The sequence below is a fragment of the Pantoea sp. X-Soil-TKNS-1279 genome (genome assembly GCF_059730565.1).
Window position 1 is genome coordinate 1,051,403 of the sequence record NZ_AP035948.1, and the last position, 14,829, is coordinate 1,066,231.

A 14,829-nucleotide genomic window follows, 5' to 3' on the forward strand; every position below is an offset into this window, starting at 1 on the left:
GCTTTGCTTATCTCATGCCAGGCTTATCAGGCGATAACTCTATGGAGAAGATGCAATGAAATCGTTTTTTATGGCAATGATGGCTGCGGGCTTATTGTTAGCGGGTACTGCGGGTGCCGCAGAGAAAACGGCGCAGCAGGAAAAAATGACCATGTGTAATCAACATGCGTCATCGCAAAACCTGAAAGGTGATGCGCGTAAAAGCTTTATGAGCGACTGTCTGAAAAAAGACAGCAAAATGGGCAGCATGACGCCGCAGCAAATGAAGATGAAAACCTGTAACACCGAAGCGGGTGATAAAAAACTCAGCGGCGATGCACGTAAAACCTTTATGAGTTCGTGCCTGAAAAAAAGTTAATCTCCTGATAGCGGTCTGAGGGCCGCTATTTTTTATTGCCTGCTAAAAACCTCTGCTTAACAGACTGTTACCCGTCTCTCTTTAATATCAGCCCACCAAATTATCAGGTTTTGCCAAACTTACTATTTGTAGGGATTTAGGGCGTCGCACCTGACTACAGTTGAGGGAGGCCAAACGTGAGCTATCAATCTGTCGTTGAATTGAAAAAGCTTAAGCAACATAAACCGACCAAATTTACCGTCGGTGATAAAGATATTTTGCTGATCCGTGAAGGTGATCGTGTCCATGCTTTGCAAGCCAAATGCCCCCATGCAGGCGCACCACTCGAACAAGGGGCGGTATGCGGAGATGAATTGGTGTGTCCCTGGCATAAGGCGGTGTTTGGCATTGAAGATGGCAGGATGCGTGAGCCGCTGGCTCTGGCGGATTTGAAAAACTATCCGGTACGTATCGAACAGGGGCAGGTATGGGTCAACACCAAAGCCATGTCCTCAGCCACGCTGCCTGCGACTGAACGAGAAAAACCGGTTTGCGTAGTACTGGGATCGGGGGCGGCAGGCAGCGCAGCGTTGTGGACGCTGCGACACGAAGGCTTCACCGGGCATCTGGTTCTGATTGAGCGCGAAGCTGAGGCACCCTACGATCGCACCGCGTTAAGTAAGTTTGTCCCGGCGGGAAAAATGGCTATCGAAGAGGTGCCGCGTTTACTGAAAGACGATGTGCTGGGGCATGTTGAGCGTATTCAGGCCAACGTGGTGGAGCTGGACAGTGCGGCGCAACAGTTGACGTTCTCCAATGGTCAGACCTTACCCTTTGATCAGCTCCTGATTGCCAGCGGTGGTAGCGCGCAGTCACTGGATATTCCTGGACGGGATTTGCCTGGTGTTCACCTGTTGCACTCGCTCAGCCAGGCAGCGTCGCTGCTGGAGGATGTTGATGAAACCCATCAGATCGTGATTGTTGGCAATAGCTTCATTGGTATGGAGTTGGCGGGCGCGCTGCGAAACCGGGATGTTGATGTCACCGTATTGGCGCGTCACCCACTGCCGTTTGCTAAACAATTTGGTGATGAAATTGGCCGATATTTTCGCGAACTGCACACCGGAAATGGGGTGAAGATGGTGCAGGGGGAACCTCAGGCGCTGATCGGTACTGAACACGTTGAAGCCATCACGCTGAAAAATGGTAAGCAACTCACGGCAAGTCTGGTGCTGTTTGCAACCGGTATTCAGCCAGTTACCGGATTTATCCATGATCTGGCAATGCAGGCAGATGGCAGCCTGACCACGGATAGTCAGCTACAGGTGGCGAAAAATATCTGGGCAGCGGGTGATATTGCCTGTTATCCCACGCCAAATGGGCCACTGCGTATCGAGCACTATCGGGTGGCGCAGCAACAGGGTCGAATTGCTGCTCTGAACATGTTGGGGCAACGCCAGCTGTTTGACCGTGTGCCCTTTTTCTGGACCGCACACTACGGCACGCGCTACGAATATCTGGGACATGCCACAGAATGGGATGAATACCGTTTACTGGGATCATTACAGGACAAGCGTTTTATCGCCTTTTATGGACAGCAGGGAAAGCTGGCGGCAGCTTGTTCAGCGGGCATGTATACCCTGACGGCAGCGCTGGTAGAACTGATGCAGCAGCCGATGACAATGGCGCAGGGAATAGCGCTGTTTGAAGAACATCAAGGTTAAGTACGAATGTCGTAGCGGCGCGATAAATCGTGCCGCTACGACAGAAGGGGCTAAATTACTGCTTACTTAGCGCATCGGATTTCTTCATACATTGCTGCATCGCCTCGATCACCGCAGCACGGAAGCCTTTCTCCTCCAACACTTTCACCGCTTCAATGGTAGTGCCGCCGGGAGAGCACACCATATCTTTCAGTTCACCGGGATGTTTGCCGGTCTCCAGCACCATCTGCGCCGACCCCTTAACTGCCTGCGCGGCAAATTGATAGGCCTGGGCGCGGGGCATACCGCCCAGTACCGCAGCATCGGCCATCGCCTCAATAAACATAAACACGTAGGCCGGGGCTGAACCGCTGACGCCGACCACCGCGTGAATCAGATATTCGCTGACCACTGCGGCCTTACCGAAGCTTTCGAAAATCGCCACCACTTCATCCGTTTCATGCTGCTCAACCAGCACATTCGGTGTCACCGATGTCATCCCTTCATTTACCAGCGAGGGTGTGTTCGGCATCACGCGGATGATTTTACGATCGTGGCCCAGCACGGCAGCTAGCGAATCCAGCGTCACTCCGGCGGCAATCGACACCACCAGCGCCTCTTTTTTTAGCTGACTCGCCAGATCCTTCAGCACTTTGAGAATGACATTGGGTTTCACCGCGCCAAACAGGATATCGACTTCCGCTGCCAGACTTTCGGCACTCTCTGCCGCCGTCACGCCATACTGCTGCGCCAGAGCCTGATTGGTTGCTGGTTTGCGATCGTAAACCAGGATATTGGCCGGGGCGATCTGCCCGCTGTTTACCAGACCGCTGATAATCGCTTTTGCCATATTACCGGCACCGATAAACCCGATTTTCTTCTCCAGCATTGCGTGATCCTTAAGATGGTTCAATTTTCTGTATCGGCTAGCTTACGTGGCTGGACGGCGCGATCAAATTAAATTTGCCATTCTGGCGCAGAACGGCAAGATCACACTCATTCACTGTAAGAAAGGATCCATTATGTCGATTTGGGTTGATGCTGATGCCTGCCCCAATGTCATCAAAGAAGTGTTGTACCGCGCCGCAGAACGCACACAAACCCTGGTGACCTTTGTGGCTAACCAACCGCTGCGCGTGCCACCTTCACCGTGGCTGAAAACCTTGCAGGTTGCGGCAGGTTTTGATGTGGCTGATAACGAGATTGTCAAACGCGTTGAGCCGGGTGAGTTGGTGATCACCGGTGATATTCCGCTGGCAGCGGAGGTGCTGGATAAGGGGGCGGCGGCGCTGAATCCGCGTGGTGAACGTTATTCGCCGGATACCATTCGTCAGCGCTTAACCATGCGCGACTTTATGGAAACCATGCGCGCCAGCGGGATTCAAAGCGGCGGCCCGTCGGCTCTCAGCCCACGCGACCGCCAGCAGTTTGCTAATGAACTGGATAAATGGTTACGTCAACGGCGTTAGACAAAGCTGTCGTCGTCGTTAAAATCGTCACTGCCGCCGAAATCGCTGAAGTCATTGTTGTCGGCGAAGCTGTTATCCCAGCCGCTGGTATTATCGTTCAGGAACGCGTTGTTGCTGTCGTTGACACCATTAAAGGTATCAAGATTGTCATCAACTTGTGGCAGCGCAGGCTCGTTGATGATGTTCACAATCTCTTCCGGCTGCGAATGATGGAACAGGCTGGTCAACATATCCGCCATCACCACACCACCGGCCACACCCACTGCGGTCTGCAATGCGCCGCCGAGAAAACCGGTGCCACGCGCCGCTGGAGCACTGGCATACTGCGGCTGCTGATATTGCGGCTGCTGGGATGGTGCGCTGTTCCACACCGGTTGCTGTTGCTGCGGTTGTGCCGCCGGACGTGAACCGCCGCCAAACAGGCTGGAGAGGAAACCGCCGCTGCTCTGCTGCGGTGCCTGCTGCTGTTGCTGCGCCTGCGCCAGACGATTCTCCAGCTCACCGATTTGCGCATTGAGCTTTTTCATCGCGGCTTCCTGAATCAGGATCGCCTGCGCCATGTAATAAGGTGCACCGGGCTGTGACAGCAAGTGTTGTTTGATTAACTGCTCTGCGCCCGCATCACGCGGGCCACTTTGACTCTCAGCCTGTTTCAGACGGCTGAACAGGCTTTCAATTAACTGTTGTTCTTCGCTCTGCATGGTAAACCTCCGTTTGCGAGTTATCCCACTATATGCGGGCGGGATGACAGAAAGTAAATCAACGCGCTGGTAAGCAAATGTTGCCCGAACTTACACTTTTGCGGATGCACAAAACTCGCATGATTTTTCCTTTATTAATTATATAGATATGAGATTGTATGGGCAAGATACGCGTAAATCGTGCTTCGCCGGTGGCTGATGAAATGAAATCCAGGTATCATGCGACGCAATATTGACCTGATGACAATGCCCGTGCGGCAAAACACGGCGGAGGATGAGCCAGGATGTCATTACCCATCTATCTGATCGGCGCACGCGGTTGCGGTAAAACCACCATTGGCCAGGCGCTGTCGCAGGCGCTCGGTTACGCCTTTCGTGATACCGACCATCACCTGCAAATCACCACTCAGCGTACCGTGGCGGAAATCGTGGCGGCTGAAGGCTGGGATAGCTTTCGCGCGCGCGAAAGCGAGTCGCTTCAGGCGGTCACTGCGCCCGGTACAATCATTGCCACCGGTGGCGGTATGGTGCTGGCCGAGGTGAATCGTCGCTTTATGCGTGAGCATGGCCAGGTTATCTGGTTGAATGCGCCTTCAACGGTGCTGGCCGACCGACTGGTACGTCAGCCAGAAGCGGCGCAACGCCCGACCTTGACCGGCCGCCCGATTGCCGAAGAGATGGGCGATATCCTGCGTCAGCGTGCGCATCTTTACCATCAGGCCGCGCACCATGAGGTGAATGCCATGCAGTCGCCGGATTTGGTGGTGGAGGCGATCCTGCAATCCCTTTCTCTGGCGCGTGCCAGCTAACGTCTGCAAATTCCCCGTATCGGCGCGTTAAATCGCGCGCTTTTAAACCCCGCGCGATTAATCGCGCCGCTCCGTAAATTATCGTGATCCTCGTTGTCTATACTTAAAAACGGACAGGGGATTACTGCTGTCCGTTTGGATAACTGAGTTACCCAGGAGGGCAATATGCCATCAAGACCACCTTACCCGCGCCAGGCCCGCATCGTCACCGTTGAAAAAGGCACGGCGGGCAATACCGTCACCTGGTATGAATTACGCGCCGATCATCCACGCCCGGACTCGCTAATTAGCGAACATAAAACTGAAGCGGAAGCGCAGGATGCCAAAAATCGCTATGAAGATGTGGAAAAAGAGTAATATCGGCTGGCAAGGATGCCAGTAATGACTTGCCGTTATTAACCATATTTTTCTCTTCCCGTGAATTCGCTGCAAAGCGGCCAGAAAGTTATCGTCTTTTCTGCGCTTAATTCTCTCTGCCTGATAAAATCACTCAGTTTTTACTTTATTCCTCATTTTATGCTGCCTTAATTTCCTGCCATTTTTGCTGGTACAAAATTTGCGCTTGACCACAAAAACCTGACGTTTTAATTTCGGGGTATTGACTCAGGAACTCAGTTCCAAATAGTGAAACTACTTTTATGACCACACTCGAAAATGCCGCCGCAGTGCTTAAGTTATTCCAGCGCTTTGGCGTGACGCAGGGGCATCCCGGCCTCACCTTCACCGAGGTGGTTGAGGCATTAGAACTGCCAAAAAGTACCGTTTCCCGTCTACTGGCGACGATGGAAAGTCAGGGGTTACTGGAACGCGATCCAGACAACCGCTGCTTCCATATTGGTCGCGTACTGCTGTCGGTTGCGGGGCATTATCTCTCCACACCGTTGGTGGATAGTGCTTCGGGCGCGATGGCGCGCCTGGCCTCCAGCACCGGATGCATGGGGTATATCTCGGTGTTGGATGGGCACGATATCCTTGTGATGCGTATGTATCACGGACGCCTGTTTACCCAGTTGATTACCCCTCCGGGCACGCGGATGCCGGCGGCGGGGACGTCCACCGGTCGCGTGTTGCTGGCACAAAGCAGCGATGAAGAAGTTCGGGCGCGCTTTGCCGACGAGTGGCATGCCGCCTCACTTAACTCTCCGCTGGATGTTGATGCGCTTTGTACCGAGCTGACCACTATTCGTCGCCAGGGGTGGGCGCTGGCACGCAATGAAACGTTACCGGGCATCAGTTCGATGGCGGTTGCCGTCACCAATAAACATCGCGGCGAAAGTGTTGCACTCTGTCTCTCATTTCTTTCACAGGAAGCAGCCCCGGGTTATCCGGAAGCGCTGCTCAATGAATTACGCGCCACTGCGGCCATCATGGCCGAAAAATATGGTGCCTGATTTTACGGCGTAATATTTCGCGCCACACCAGGGAAATAACAGGCCTTCGGGCCTGCTTATTTCAACCGTCAGGGAATGATTATTTAACTCAATACCGCCGTCCCGCGTGTCGGGCGGTGCGTAATCACGTTTTCGCCAGGGTGAATTTACGGGGAATAACATGCGTCACACCAATCCAATAAAAAGTCTCGGAGTGGGTTTAATGCTGGTATTGCTGTCCGTTGCGGGCGCAATTATCGGCGTACAATTAATTACGACCATCGGGGTCACCCCCAATACCTCAATTATCGGCGCGCTCTTTGCCATGCTACTGGCGCGTATTCCGTTGCAATGGTTTCGACGCTACCGTTCGGTCGAAGTGCAGAACCTGGCGCAAACGGCCATCTCTTCCGCTACTTTCGGTGCTGCCAACAGTTTGCTGATGCCGATTGCTGTGCCCTGGGCGTTGGGTGAACCGCAGTTGGTGCTGCCGCTGTTTGTCGGCGTCAGCGCGGCGATGCTGCTGGATGCTTATCTGCTCTATCGCCTGTTTGATACCCGCGTATTCCCGGCCAGCAACGCCTGGCCGCCGGGCGTTGCGGCCGCCGAAGCGATCAAAGCCGGGGACAAAGGTGGCCGTCAGGCGTGGCTGCTGGTGGTGGGGATTGTCGGCGGGATTGTCGGCTCGATGCTGAAGATCCCGATGTCGGCATTTGGCACCGCGTTTATCGGTAATATCTGGGCGCTGACGATGCTCGGTGTTGGCTTCCTGTTGCGTGCTTATTCCCAGCCAGTGGCGGGCATTGATATCAACGCGCTGTATATCCCCCACGGCGTAATGGTGGGTGCCGGTCTGGTGGCGTTGATTCAGGTGGTGCAGGTGATCCGCAGTGGTCGTAACGAGGCGATCAATGTCAGCCGTAGCGACAGCGAAGTGAAGCGCTCGCTCGGTTTCGGCACCGTTGGTTACATCGTTATCTCGGCATTACTGGCGCTGGCGGGCGGTTTGTGGAGTCAGATGGGCCTGCCGATGCTGGTGTTGTTTATCGTCTATGCCGCCTTTGCTGCCTTTGTGCATGAGTTGATTGTCGGTATTGCCGCGATGCACTCCGGCTGGTTCCCGGCGTTTGCTGTGGCGCTGATTACCTTAATCCTGGGTATTTTACTCGGCTTCCCGCCGTTGGCGCTGTGTCTGCTGTGTGGCTTTACCGCCGCTACCGGCCCGGCGTTTGCGGATATGGGTTACGACCTGAAAGCCGGTTTTATCCTGCGTGGTAACGGCGCGGATGTGCAGCAGGAGCTATGGGGGCGTCGCATCCAGCTGATTGCCGCGATGATCGCTTTTGTGATCGCCATTCCGGTGGTGTGGTACGCCCATAACCTGTTCTTCGCAGAAAACCTGCTGCCGCCAGTGGCGCGCGTATATGCCAAAACCATTCAGGCCGGTGCAGAACCGGGTATCGCAGGCAGCCTGCTGATGTGGGCCATTCCTGGCGCGATCATTCAGTTGATTGGCGGACCGAAGCGTCAGCTTGGCGTTCTGCTGGCGACCGGCTTGCTGATTAACAACGCGGCTGCCGGATGGGCGGTGCTGGTAGGGATTGCGCTACGCGTTCTGATCCTGCGCGTCTGGGGCGAGCGTGGCCGGTCACCGATGGAGGTGATGGCGGCAGGTTTTATCGCCGGAGATGCGCTCTACAGTTTCTTCCATTCACTTTTTGCCAGTAGCAGTAAGAAATAATCAGGGAATCCAACATGAGTTTACAGCAGACACTGCAAGTCTTTGAGTTACTCGATAGCGCTTTCGTCGATGGTCAGCAGGTGGTTGATCTGTTCGCCGCCTATCCGGGCGTCAGCGCCAGCACCAAACGCGTCAGCGGCCCGAAAGGACGTACCGACTTTGTGCGCATCGATATTCCCGGGGCACAGGGTAAAAGCAAGGGCGGCAGCGCCCCAACGCTCGGCATCATTGGCCGTCTGGGCGGTATCGGTGCACGCCCGACGCGCATCGGCATGGTGTCGGACGCCGACGGTGCTGTGGCAGCGGTCAGCAGCGCGCTGAAGCTGGCGCAGATGCAGACCAAAGGCGATGTGTTGGCCGGGGATGTGATCATCACCACCCATATCTGCCCGGATGCGCCGACCCGTCCACATGAGCCGGTGGATTTTATGGATTCACCGATCGACGATGTCACCATGAACGATAACGAAGTGGTGGCGGGTGTGGATGCCATCCTCTCCATCGATACCACCAAAGGCAACCGTATCCTCAATCACAAAGGTTATGCGCTGTCGCCGACGGTGAAAGAGGGTTACATCCTGCGCGTGTCGGAAGATCTGTTGCGTATTATGGAGATGACCAGCGGCCGCCCGGCGGTAACTTTCCCGATTACCACCCAGGACATCACGCCGTACGGTAACGGGGTTTATCACCTCAACAGTATCCTGCAACCTTCAACCGCGACCGATGTGCCGGTGGTGGGTGTGGCAATTTGCGCGGAATCGGTGGTGCCAGGTTGTGGCACCGGAGCCAGCCACGAAGTGGACATCGCCAGCACGGTGAAGTTTGCCGTGGAAGTGGCGAAAGAGTTTGGCCGCGAAACCTGCCAGTTCTATGACGCGCAGGAGTACGCACTGCTGCTATCTTTGTATGGTAGCCTCAGCCATCTGCGTTCCCGGAAATAATAAGTATGAAAACATCCCTGATTACCCTGACCATCGGTCAGTCTCCGCGCAGCGACATTCTGCCGCTGTTGCAGGCCCATCTGCCAGCAGAGCAGGTGGAGCACGCCGGTTTGCTTGACGGCCTCACCCTTGCGGAAGTGGAGCAGCACTATACGCCAGTTGCCGGTGAGAAAGTGCTGGTGTCGCGTATGCTGGATGGGCAGCAGGTGCGTCTGTCGGCGCATCAGGTTGAGCAGGGATTGCAGCAGAAGATCTATGCACTCGAGGATCAGGGTTACAACACGATCCTGCTGCTGTGCACTGGCGAATTTGGCTCGCTGAAAACCCATAAAGCGTTGCTGCTGGAGCCGGATCGTATTATCCCGCCGTTGGTCGGCGCGATTGTGCATGGGCACAAAGTCGGGATTGTGGTGCCGGTTGAGGAGCAGATCGCGGAACAGGCTAATAAGTGGCGCAATCTGGGTACGCCGCCGTGTTTTGCGGTAGCCAGCCCCTATCTGGCGCAACAGGCGGATCTGGTGGAGGCGGGGCTGTCGCTTCAGGAGCAGGGGGCTGATGTGGTGGTGCTCGATTGCATCGGTTATCACCAGAAGCATCGTGATTTTCTGCAAAAGATGTTGGGCATTCCGGTGCTGTTGTCCAACGTGCTGGTTGCCAAGCTGGCTGCGGAATTGATCGTTTAATGCATGGGGATCACAAGTTGTGATCCCTTTTGTCATTTCGCGTGACAGATCAGCGAGTTCCCTTGTAATCTGCCTGTTATCTTAATGTGCTGTGAGGAAGTGATATGCTCAACGTGAGTGAGTATTTTGACGGAAAAGTGAAGTCCATTGGTTTCGATAGCGTCACCATTGGTCGCGCAAGCGTGGGCGTAATGGCGGAAGGCGAATACACCTTCGGCACCGGCCAGCCGGAAGAGATGACTGTGGTCAGCGGCGCGCTGAAAGTGCTGCTGCCGGGTGAAAGCGAGTGGAAGTGGTATGAAGCAGGCAGCGTGTTCAACGTGCCGGGCCACAGCGAATTCCATTTGCAGGTGGCTGAGCCAACGTCTTATCTGTGCCGCTATCTGTAAGTATCCTATCCAGGCCGCAGCGTTTCGCTGCGGCCTTTTTTATTATCGGTTGCACAGGGCTGGTGCTAACACCGTTAAATCGAAAATTCAGAAAATATTTTATCTGTATTTAAAACGGTTATTTGTTTTATTTTTCTTCATTCCTTTCAAGAAATTAAAAATGTTCTTAGTTACTTGATGTTGTAATAATGCCATGAAAAATATAACCTTTTCTTTATTGGCAAGATTGCGATAAACGGTCATGTAGATTAAAAAGTATATTCACATCGCATGATGTATTTATCTGGAGGCAGTATGTCTTTTGCTAATGTCTATCGATTGCCGCCCGGGATAACCCGGCACTCATTTAATCCTGTTACAGCACGAGCAACCACGGAAATAAAGAAAGCGGTTAAGTTTATTGGTCATAACTGTGCCTGCCTGTCTACCAATCAATGCAAAAAGCACAGCGTGAGCCAGGGGCTGAAAGAGTTACAACCGACCAATAAACACTGGTTTATGAAGGATTCCCCTATGCTTCCGCGGCTGTTTGGCGTGCCGGGATCAGTGAAATTAACCGGTAATGCGGTAACACCTTTCAGTGCAGGAACATTGAAGAATGAAAAAGAATCTGGCAAGGAGAAACTCAGCCTGAATAACTTGTGGGCCTGTTATCCTGAAAAAACAACGTCATGCCCGGTGGAGTTGAAAAGTAAGCCCGGTGCTACGTTGTCTGAGTCCGAACAGGCGGATTCCGGGGTGGAAAGTCTCTCTGAGTCGGAATCGCCGGATAACGTTTTTATTACTAACTGGGATAATCTTGGTAAGGAGAGTTTTTTGGTACAAAAAAATCCGGAGCAGACCAATAATTTACCGGAAGAAAGTGAACCGGGTGAGTATAACCCATTCCGTATTATCGTTGCGGAAAATGCCGGAAAGTTCTCGAATAAAAGGGCGTGGCAATTTAGTGAGAAGTTTGAGAATTATCATCCGCAGTTCAAAACGATAAAAGAAGAACCGTTTTCTCAGACACCTGTTGAAGAAACCGTTATCCGGCATGAGAAGGTGTTGGTTGTCGGCGAAAAATTAAAAATGAAGAATGTGCAGAATATCTTTGCAATAAAAAGAGATGATCTATATCAGGAGGAAACGACACGACTTTAAATCTCATCTCTAATGCACATTCTGTAGCGGCGCGATTTATCGCGCGCCATTGACGTTAATGTTGCGAACAACAAGCGCGATAAATCGCGCCGCTACGAATAAGTTAGCGCTGCGCTTCTCCGCCCAGAGCTTCCACCAGATTACTGATCAATGCCGCCAGTTCACTGGTCATCAGAATAAAATCAGCATCGAAACGCTGAGCAAAATCATCACGATCGATATCGTCATTTTGCTCACGCAGGGTATCGCTGAATTTCAGGCGTTTCACTGACGCATCATCAGCGATAACAAACTGAATCCGCTCCTGCCAGTCGAGCGCCAGTTTGGTGACCACTTTACCGGCTTCGATATGGGTAGCGATTTCGTCCGACACCAGATCCTGTTTTTTACAGCGAATCACGCCGCCTTCTTCCAGCAGTGCTTTAAGCTCGGCTTCATCCATCAGCGCGAAACCGGCAGGCAGCTCGCCTGAACGCACCCACTCGGTCAGGGTCAGTTCAATCGGGCTTTCCAGGGTTAATGGCACCACCGGAAGCGAACCGAGGCTTTTGCGCAGCAGTGCCAGGGTATCTTCGGCTTTTTTTGCGCTGGCGCAGTCAACGATAATCAGATTGTTGACGGTGTCGATCCACATAAAGGTCTGGCTGAAACGGCTAAAGGCGCGTGGCAGCAAGCTGTGGAGCACTTCATCTTTCAACGAATCCTTTTCGGTCTTCTTCAGCTTGCGACTTTGTTCCGCTTCCAGCTTGTCGATTTTGGCTTCCAGCGCCTGCTTTACCACTGGCGAAGGCAGAATTTTTTGCTCGGTACGGGCACAGATCACAATCTGACCATTAACTACGTGCGTCAGCGCCTCGCTACGGTTACCCATAGGGGAAACCCAACCGGTTTTTGCCATATCCTGGCTACCGCAGGGCGAGAAGGTGAAGGCATCGAGCTGTTTTTCCAGATCGTCTGCGGACAGCGGAATGTCACGATTCAGACGATAAACCATCATATTTTTAAACCACAACATCGGGATTCCTTACCGGGGGAAATCTATCAGTCAGCGCGCATCATAGCGAAACATCGGCTGGGTTTCATTGCCTTTACCGCAACGGCTCTCTACTGTGTCTCTCAACCTAACGAATAATGAGGAATAAAACGTGCGTATTGGTATCGATTTAGGCGGCACCAAAATTGAAGTGATTGCACTCTCAGATCAGGGGCAGGAATTGTTTCGTCACCGCGTGAATACCCCGCGTGACGACTATGGTGCGACGGTACAGGCGATTGTTGATCTGGTGCATCTGGCAGAAGAGAAGACCGGGCAGCAGGGGACGGTGGGATTGGGTATTCCGGGCACCATTTCGCCCTATACCCAGCGGGTAAAAAATGCCAACTCCACCTGGCTCAATGGTCAGCCGTTGGATAAGGATTTGGCGCGGGCGCTGAATCGTGACGTGCGTATCGCCAACGACGCGAATTGTCTGGCGGTATCTGAAGCGGTTGATGGTGCCGGTGCGGGAAAACCGCTGGTATTTGCGGTGATTATTGGCACCGGTTCTGGCGCCGGGGTGGCAATTAATAGTGAGTCACGCATTGGCGGTAACGGCAATGCCGGTGAATGGGGCCACAATCCACTGCCGTGGATGGACGAAGATGAGCTGCGTTATCGTGCGGAAGTACCGTGCTATTGCGGCTTGCAGGGCTGTATCGAGACGTTTGTGTCCGGCACCGGATTTGCCATTGATTATCAGCGCTTGAGCGGCAATGCGCTGAAAGGGGCGGAGATCATCAAGCTGATTGAGCAGCAGGATCCGGTGGCGGAGCTGGCGATGCGCCGTTATGAAATGCGTCTGGCAAAATCGCTGGCGCAGGTGGTGAATCTATTGGACCCCGATGTGATCGTGCTGGGCGGCGGGATGAGCAATAACGATCGTTTGTATCAGACCGTGCCGACGCTGATGAAGCAGTGGGTGTTTGGTCGTGAGTGCGAAACGCCAGTGTTGAAGGCGGTGCATGGTGATTCCAGTGGCGTGCGCGGTGCGGCGTGGCTGTGGCCTTTAAAAGACTAAATGTAGTGCTGTGACGTAGCGGCGCAATTTATTGCGCGGTTTTTTCGTGTCTCGCGCGATAAATCGCGCCGCTACGTTACGTTTCCTTATTCCCCGACCAGCATCGAATCCTGTGGTGCGTTATCGCGCTGCGCTTTGGTCGCGAGGAAGTAGATATAACCCACCACCATAATCGCGACAAACAGGCCGCCAATGACCGGGTTAAACCACAGCATCGCCACTAAACACACCAGCGACAGCACCAGGGCGATGCCCGGCACAATCGGGTAACCCGGGGCGCGGAAGCTGCGCTCCAGATCCGGCGCAGTACGACGTAGTTTGAACAGGCTCAGCATACTCATCAGATACATCACAATCGCGCCAAATACCGCCATGGTGATCATGGCTGCGGTCAGGCTCATGCCTTGCAGGTTAATCCAGCCGTCGCTGTAAATCGCGGCGATACCGATCACGCCACCGGCGATAATGGCGCGATGCGGCGTCTGGAAGCGGGACAGTTTCGCCAGACCCTGTGGCAGATAACCGGCACGCGCCAGGGCAAAGAACTGACGTGAATAACCGAGGATGATGCCGTGGAAGCTGGCGACCAGACCGAACAGGCCAATCCACACCAACATATGCATCCAGTTGGAGTTTTCACCGACGATCATCTTCATCGCCTGCGGCAGCGGGTCGTTAATGTCGGACAGTTTGCGCCAGTCACCGGCACCGCCCGCCAGCAGCATCACGCCAATCGCCAGCACCACCAGCGTCAGAATACCGGTGATATAGGCTTTCGGAATGGTGCGCTTGGGATCTTTGGCTTCTTCTGCCGCCATCGCCGCGCCTTCAATGGCGAGGAAGAACCAGATGGCAAAAGGAATCGCGGCAAAAATACCCGACACCGCAGGCATACCAAAATGCTCGCTACCGGCCCAGCCGTTGGCGGCGAAGTTGGCAATGCTGAAGCCCGGAGACACCACGCCCATAAATACCAGCAGTTCCAGCACCGCCAGCACCGTCACTACCAGCTCAAACATTGCCGCCAGCTTCACGCCAAGGATATTCAGCGTCATAAACACCAGATAGGCACCGACCGCTGCGGTTTTTGGATTGAGTTCTGGATACTGTACGTTGAGATAAGCACCAATCGCCATAGCAATGGCCGGAGGGGCAAACACAAACTCGATCAGCGTTGCCAGACCGGCGATCAGGCCACCGGTTTCGCCAAAGGCGCGGCGGCTGTATGCAAACGGACCACCGGCATGTGGAATCGCGGTGGTCAGTTCGGTGAAGCTAAAAATAAAACAGGTGTACATGGTGGCGATCAGCGCTGTGGTAATGAGAAATCCCAGCGTCCCTGCTACGCCCCAGCCGTAACTCCAGCCGAAATACTCCCCGGAAATGACCAGGCCAACCGCGATACCCCAAAGATGCAGGGTTCCCAGGGTGGGTTTGAGCTTGCTCGTCATAATCTTATCCCCGTCGTTATTGTTGAGTGCGG

Annotated in this window: 16 protein-coding genes; 12 read left to right on the plus strand and 4 right to left on the minus strand. The window is 53.9% G+C overall.

From position 1 onward, the window contains the following. Positions 1–55 precede the first annotated feature (55 nt). Together AC6I8N_RS04775 and AC6I8N_RS04780 are read left to right on the plus strand one after the other, a co-directional pair. Positions 56–358, plus strand: a complete 303-nt coding sequence (locus AC6I8N_RS04775; RefSeq protein ID WP_208724931.1) for a PsiF family protein — start codon at positions 56–58, stop codon at positions 356–358. 176 nt (positions 359–534) lie between these two features. Further along, on the plus strand, positions 535–2,061 hold the full coding sequence (locus AC6I8N_RS04780) for an FAD-dependent oxidoreductase (RefSeq protein ID WP_497830149.1): 1,527 nt from the start codon (positions 535–537) through the stop codon (positions 2,059–2,061). Positions 2,062–2,116: 55 nt separating this feature from the next. Here the strand turns inward: AC6I8N_RS04780 and proC are convergent, their stop codons facing one another. Then, positions 2,117–2,929 (minus strand): pyrroline-5-carboxylate reductase, encoded by an 813-nt coding sequence (proC, locus tag AC6I8N_RS04785; RefSeq protein WP_208724933.1) that lies wholly within the window; start codon positions 2,927–2,929, stop codon positions 2,117–2,119. Positions 2,930–3,062: 133 nt separating this feature from the next. Between proC and AC6I8N_RS04790 the strand changes: the two genes are divergently transcribed. Then, the gene (locus tag AC6I8N_RS04790) at positions 3,063–3,509 is read left to right on the plus strand and encodes a YaiI/YqxD family protein (RefSeq protein WP_497830150.1); all 447 of its coding nucleotides are present in this window, start codon (positions 3,063–3,065) and stop codon (positions 3,507–3,509) included. Here AC6I8N_RS04790 and AC6I8N_RS04795 read toward each other — a convergent pair. Further along, entirely contained in the window at positions 3,506–4,210 is a 705-nt protein-coding gene (locus AC6I8N_RS04795) for a DUF2076 domain-containing protein (RefSeq protein ID WP_497830151.1), read from the minus strand. The genes AC6I8N_RS04790 and AC6I8N_RS04795 overlap by 4 nt on opposite strands. A gap of 284 nt (positions 4,211–4,494) precedes the next feature. Here AC6I8N_RS04795 and aroL point away from each other — a divergent pair, with 284 nt between their 5' ends. The 8 genes from aroL (at position 4,495) to AC6I8N_RS04835 (ending at position 11,289) form a co-directional block, all read left to right on the plus strand. After that, on the plus strand, positions 4,495–5,019 hold the full coding sequence (gene aroL, locus AC6I8N_RS04800) for a shikimate kinase AroL (RefSeq protein WP_021185895.1): 525 nt from the start codon (positions 4,495–4,497) through the stop codon (positions 5,017–5,019). Between the two features lie 165 nt (positions 5,020–5,184). Further along, positions 5,185–5,376: a YaiA family protein gene (locus AC6I8N_RS04805; protein WP_021185894.1), complete on the plus strand. Its 192-nt coding sequence runs from the start codon at positions 5,185–5,187 to the stop codon at positions 5,374–5,376. Positions 5,377–5,657: 281 nt separating this feature from the next. After that, on the plus strand, positions 5,658–6,410 hold the full coding sequence (locus AC6I8N_RS04810) for an IclR family transcriptional regulator (RefSeq protein WP_497830152.1): 753 nt from the start codon (positions 5,658–5,660) through the stop codon (positions 6,408–6,410). Between the two features lie 160 nt (positions 6,411–6,570). Next, the gene (locus tag AC6I8N_RS04815) at positions 6,571–8,130 is read left to right on the plus strand and encodes an OPT/YSL family transporter (protein WP_036627561.1); all 1,560 of its coding nucleotides are present in this window, start codon (positions 6,571–6,573) and stop codon (positions 8,128–8,130) included. A 14-nt stretch (positions 8,131–8,144) separates the two neighbouring features. Then, positions 8,145–9,074 carry a DUF1177 domain-containing protein gene (locus AC6I8N_RS04820; protein ID WP_497830153.1) on the plus strand — a complete coding sequence of 310 codons (930 nt, stop codon included), beginning with the start codon at positions 8,145–8,147 and terminating at the stop codon, positions 9,072–9,074. Positions 9,075–9,079: 5 nt separating this feature from the next. After that, positions 9,080–9,757 carry an AroM family protein gene (locus AC6I8N_RS04825; protein ID WP_497830154.1) on the plus strand — a complete coding sequence of 226 codons (678 nt, stop codon included), beginning with the start codon at positions 9,080–9,082 and terminating at the stop codon, positions 9,755–9,757. A gap of 104 nt (positions 9,758–9,861) precedes the next feature. Next, positions 9,862–10,146: a pyrimidine/purine nucleoside phosphorylase gene (gene ppnP / locus AC6I8N_RS04830; RefSeq protein WP_021185889.1), complete on the plus strand. Its 285-nt coding sequence runs from the start codon at positions 9,862–9,864 to the stop codon at positions 10,144–10,146. 294 nt (positions 10,147–10,440) lie between these two features. Further along, complete coding sequence (locus AC6I8N_RS04835; protein WP_497830155.1) at positions 10,441–11,289, plus strand: hypothetical protein; 849 nt, start codon at positions 10,441–10,443, stop codon at positions 11,287–11,289. Positions 11,290–11,392: 103 nt separating this feature from the next. Here AC6I8N_RS04835 and rdgC read toward each other — a convergent pair whose 3' ends face one another. After that, a complete protein-coding gene (gene rdgC / locus AC6I8N_RS04840) occupies positions 11,393–12,304 on the minus strand; it encodes a recombination-associated protein RdgC (protein WP_208724938.1) in 912 nt (303 codons plus the stop codon). Between the two features lie 130 nt (positions 12,305–12,434). On the opposite strand from rdgC, the gene mak reads away from it, so the two are divergent. Continuing rightward, a complete protein-coding gene (gene mak, locus AC6I8N_RS04845) occupies positions 12,435–13,346 on the plus strand; it encodes a fructokinase (protein WP_497830156.1) in 912 nt (303 codons plus the stop codon). 86 nt (positions 13,347–13,432) lie between these two features. Here the strand turns inward: mak and eat are convergent, their stop codons facing one another. Then, a complete protein-coding gene (eat, locus tag AC6I8N_RS04850) occupies positions 13,433–14,797 on the minus strand; it encodes an ethanolamine permease (RefSeq protein ID WP_021185885.1) in 1,365 nt (454 codons plus the stop codon). Positions 14,798–14,829 lie beyond the last annotated feature (32 nt).

Excerpts from the sequence above, each read along its gene's own strand:
- AC6I8N_RS04775 (WP_208724931.1), top strand. The coding sequence starts at position 56 with ATGAAATCGTTTTTTATGGCAATGATGGCTGCGGGCTTATTGTTAGCG.
- proC (WP_208724933.1), bottom strand. The coding sequence starts at position 2,929 with ATGCTGGAGAAGAAAATCGGGTTTATCGGTGCCGGTAATATGGCAAAA.
- AC6I8N_RS04790 (WP_497830150.1), top strand. The coding sequence starts at position 3,063 with ATGTCGATTTGGGTTGATGCTGATGCCTGCCCCAATGTCATCAAAGAA.
- AC6I8N_RS04795 (WP_497830151.1), bottom strand. The coding sequence starts at position 4,210 with ATGCAGAGCGAAGAACAACAGTTAATTGAAAGCCTGTTCAGCCGTCTG.
- aroL (WP_021185895.1), top strand. The coding sequence starts at position 4,495 with ATGTCATTACCCATCTATCTGATCGGCGCACGCGGTTGCGGTAAAACC.
- AC6I8N_RS04805 (WP_021185894.1), top strand. The coding sequence starts at position 5,185 with ATGCCATCAAGACCACCTTACCCGCGCCAGGCCCGCATCGTCACCGTT.
- AC6I8N_RS04810 (WP_497830152.1), top strand. The coding sequence starts at position 5,658 with ATGACCACACTCGAAAATGCCGCCGCAGTGCTTAAGTTATTCCAGCGC.
- AC6I8N_RS04815 (WP_036627561.1), top strand. The coding sequence starts at position 6,571 with ATGCGTCACACCAATCCAATAAAAAGTCTCGGAGTGGGTTTAATGCTG.
- AC6I8N_RS04820 (WP_497830153.1), top strand. The coding sequence starts at position 8,145 with ATGAGTTTACAGCAGACACTGCAAGTCTTTGAGTTACTCGATAGCGCT.
- AC6I8N_RS04825 (WP_497830154.1), top strand. The coding sequence starts at position 9,080 with ATGAAAACATCCCTGATTACCCTGACCATCGGTCAGTCTCCGCGCAGC.
- ppnP (WP_021185889.1), top strand. The coding sequence starts at position 9,862 with ATGCTCAACGTGAGTGAGTATTTTGACGGAAAAGTGAAGTCCATTGGT.
- AC6I8N_RS04835 (WP_497830155.1), top strand. The coding sequence starts at position 10,441 with ATGTCTTTTGCTAATGTCTATCGATTGCCGCCCGGGATAACCCGGCAC.
- rdgC (WP_208724938.1), bottom strand. The coding sequence starts at position 12,304 with ATGTTGTGGTTTAAAAATATGATGGTTTATCGTCTGAATCGTGACATT.
- eat (WP_021185885.1), bottom strand. The coding sequence starts at position 14,797 with ATGACGAGCAAGCTCAAACCCACCCTGGGAACCCTGCATCTTTGGGGT.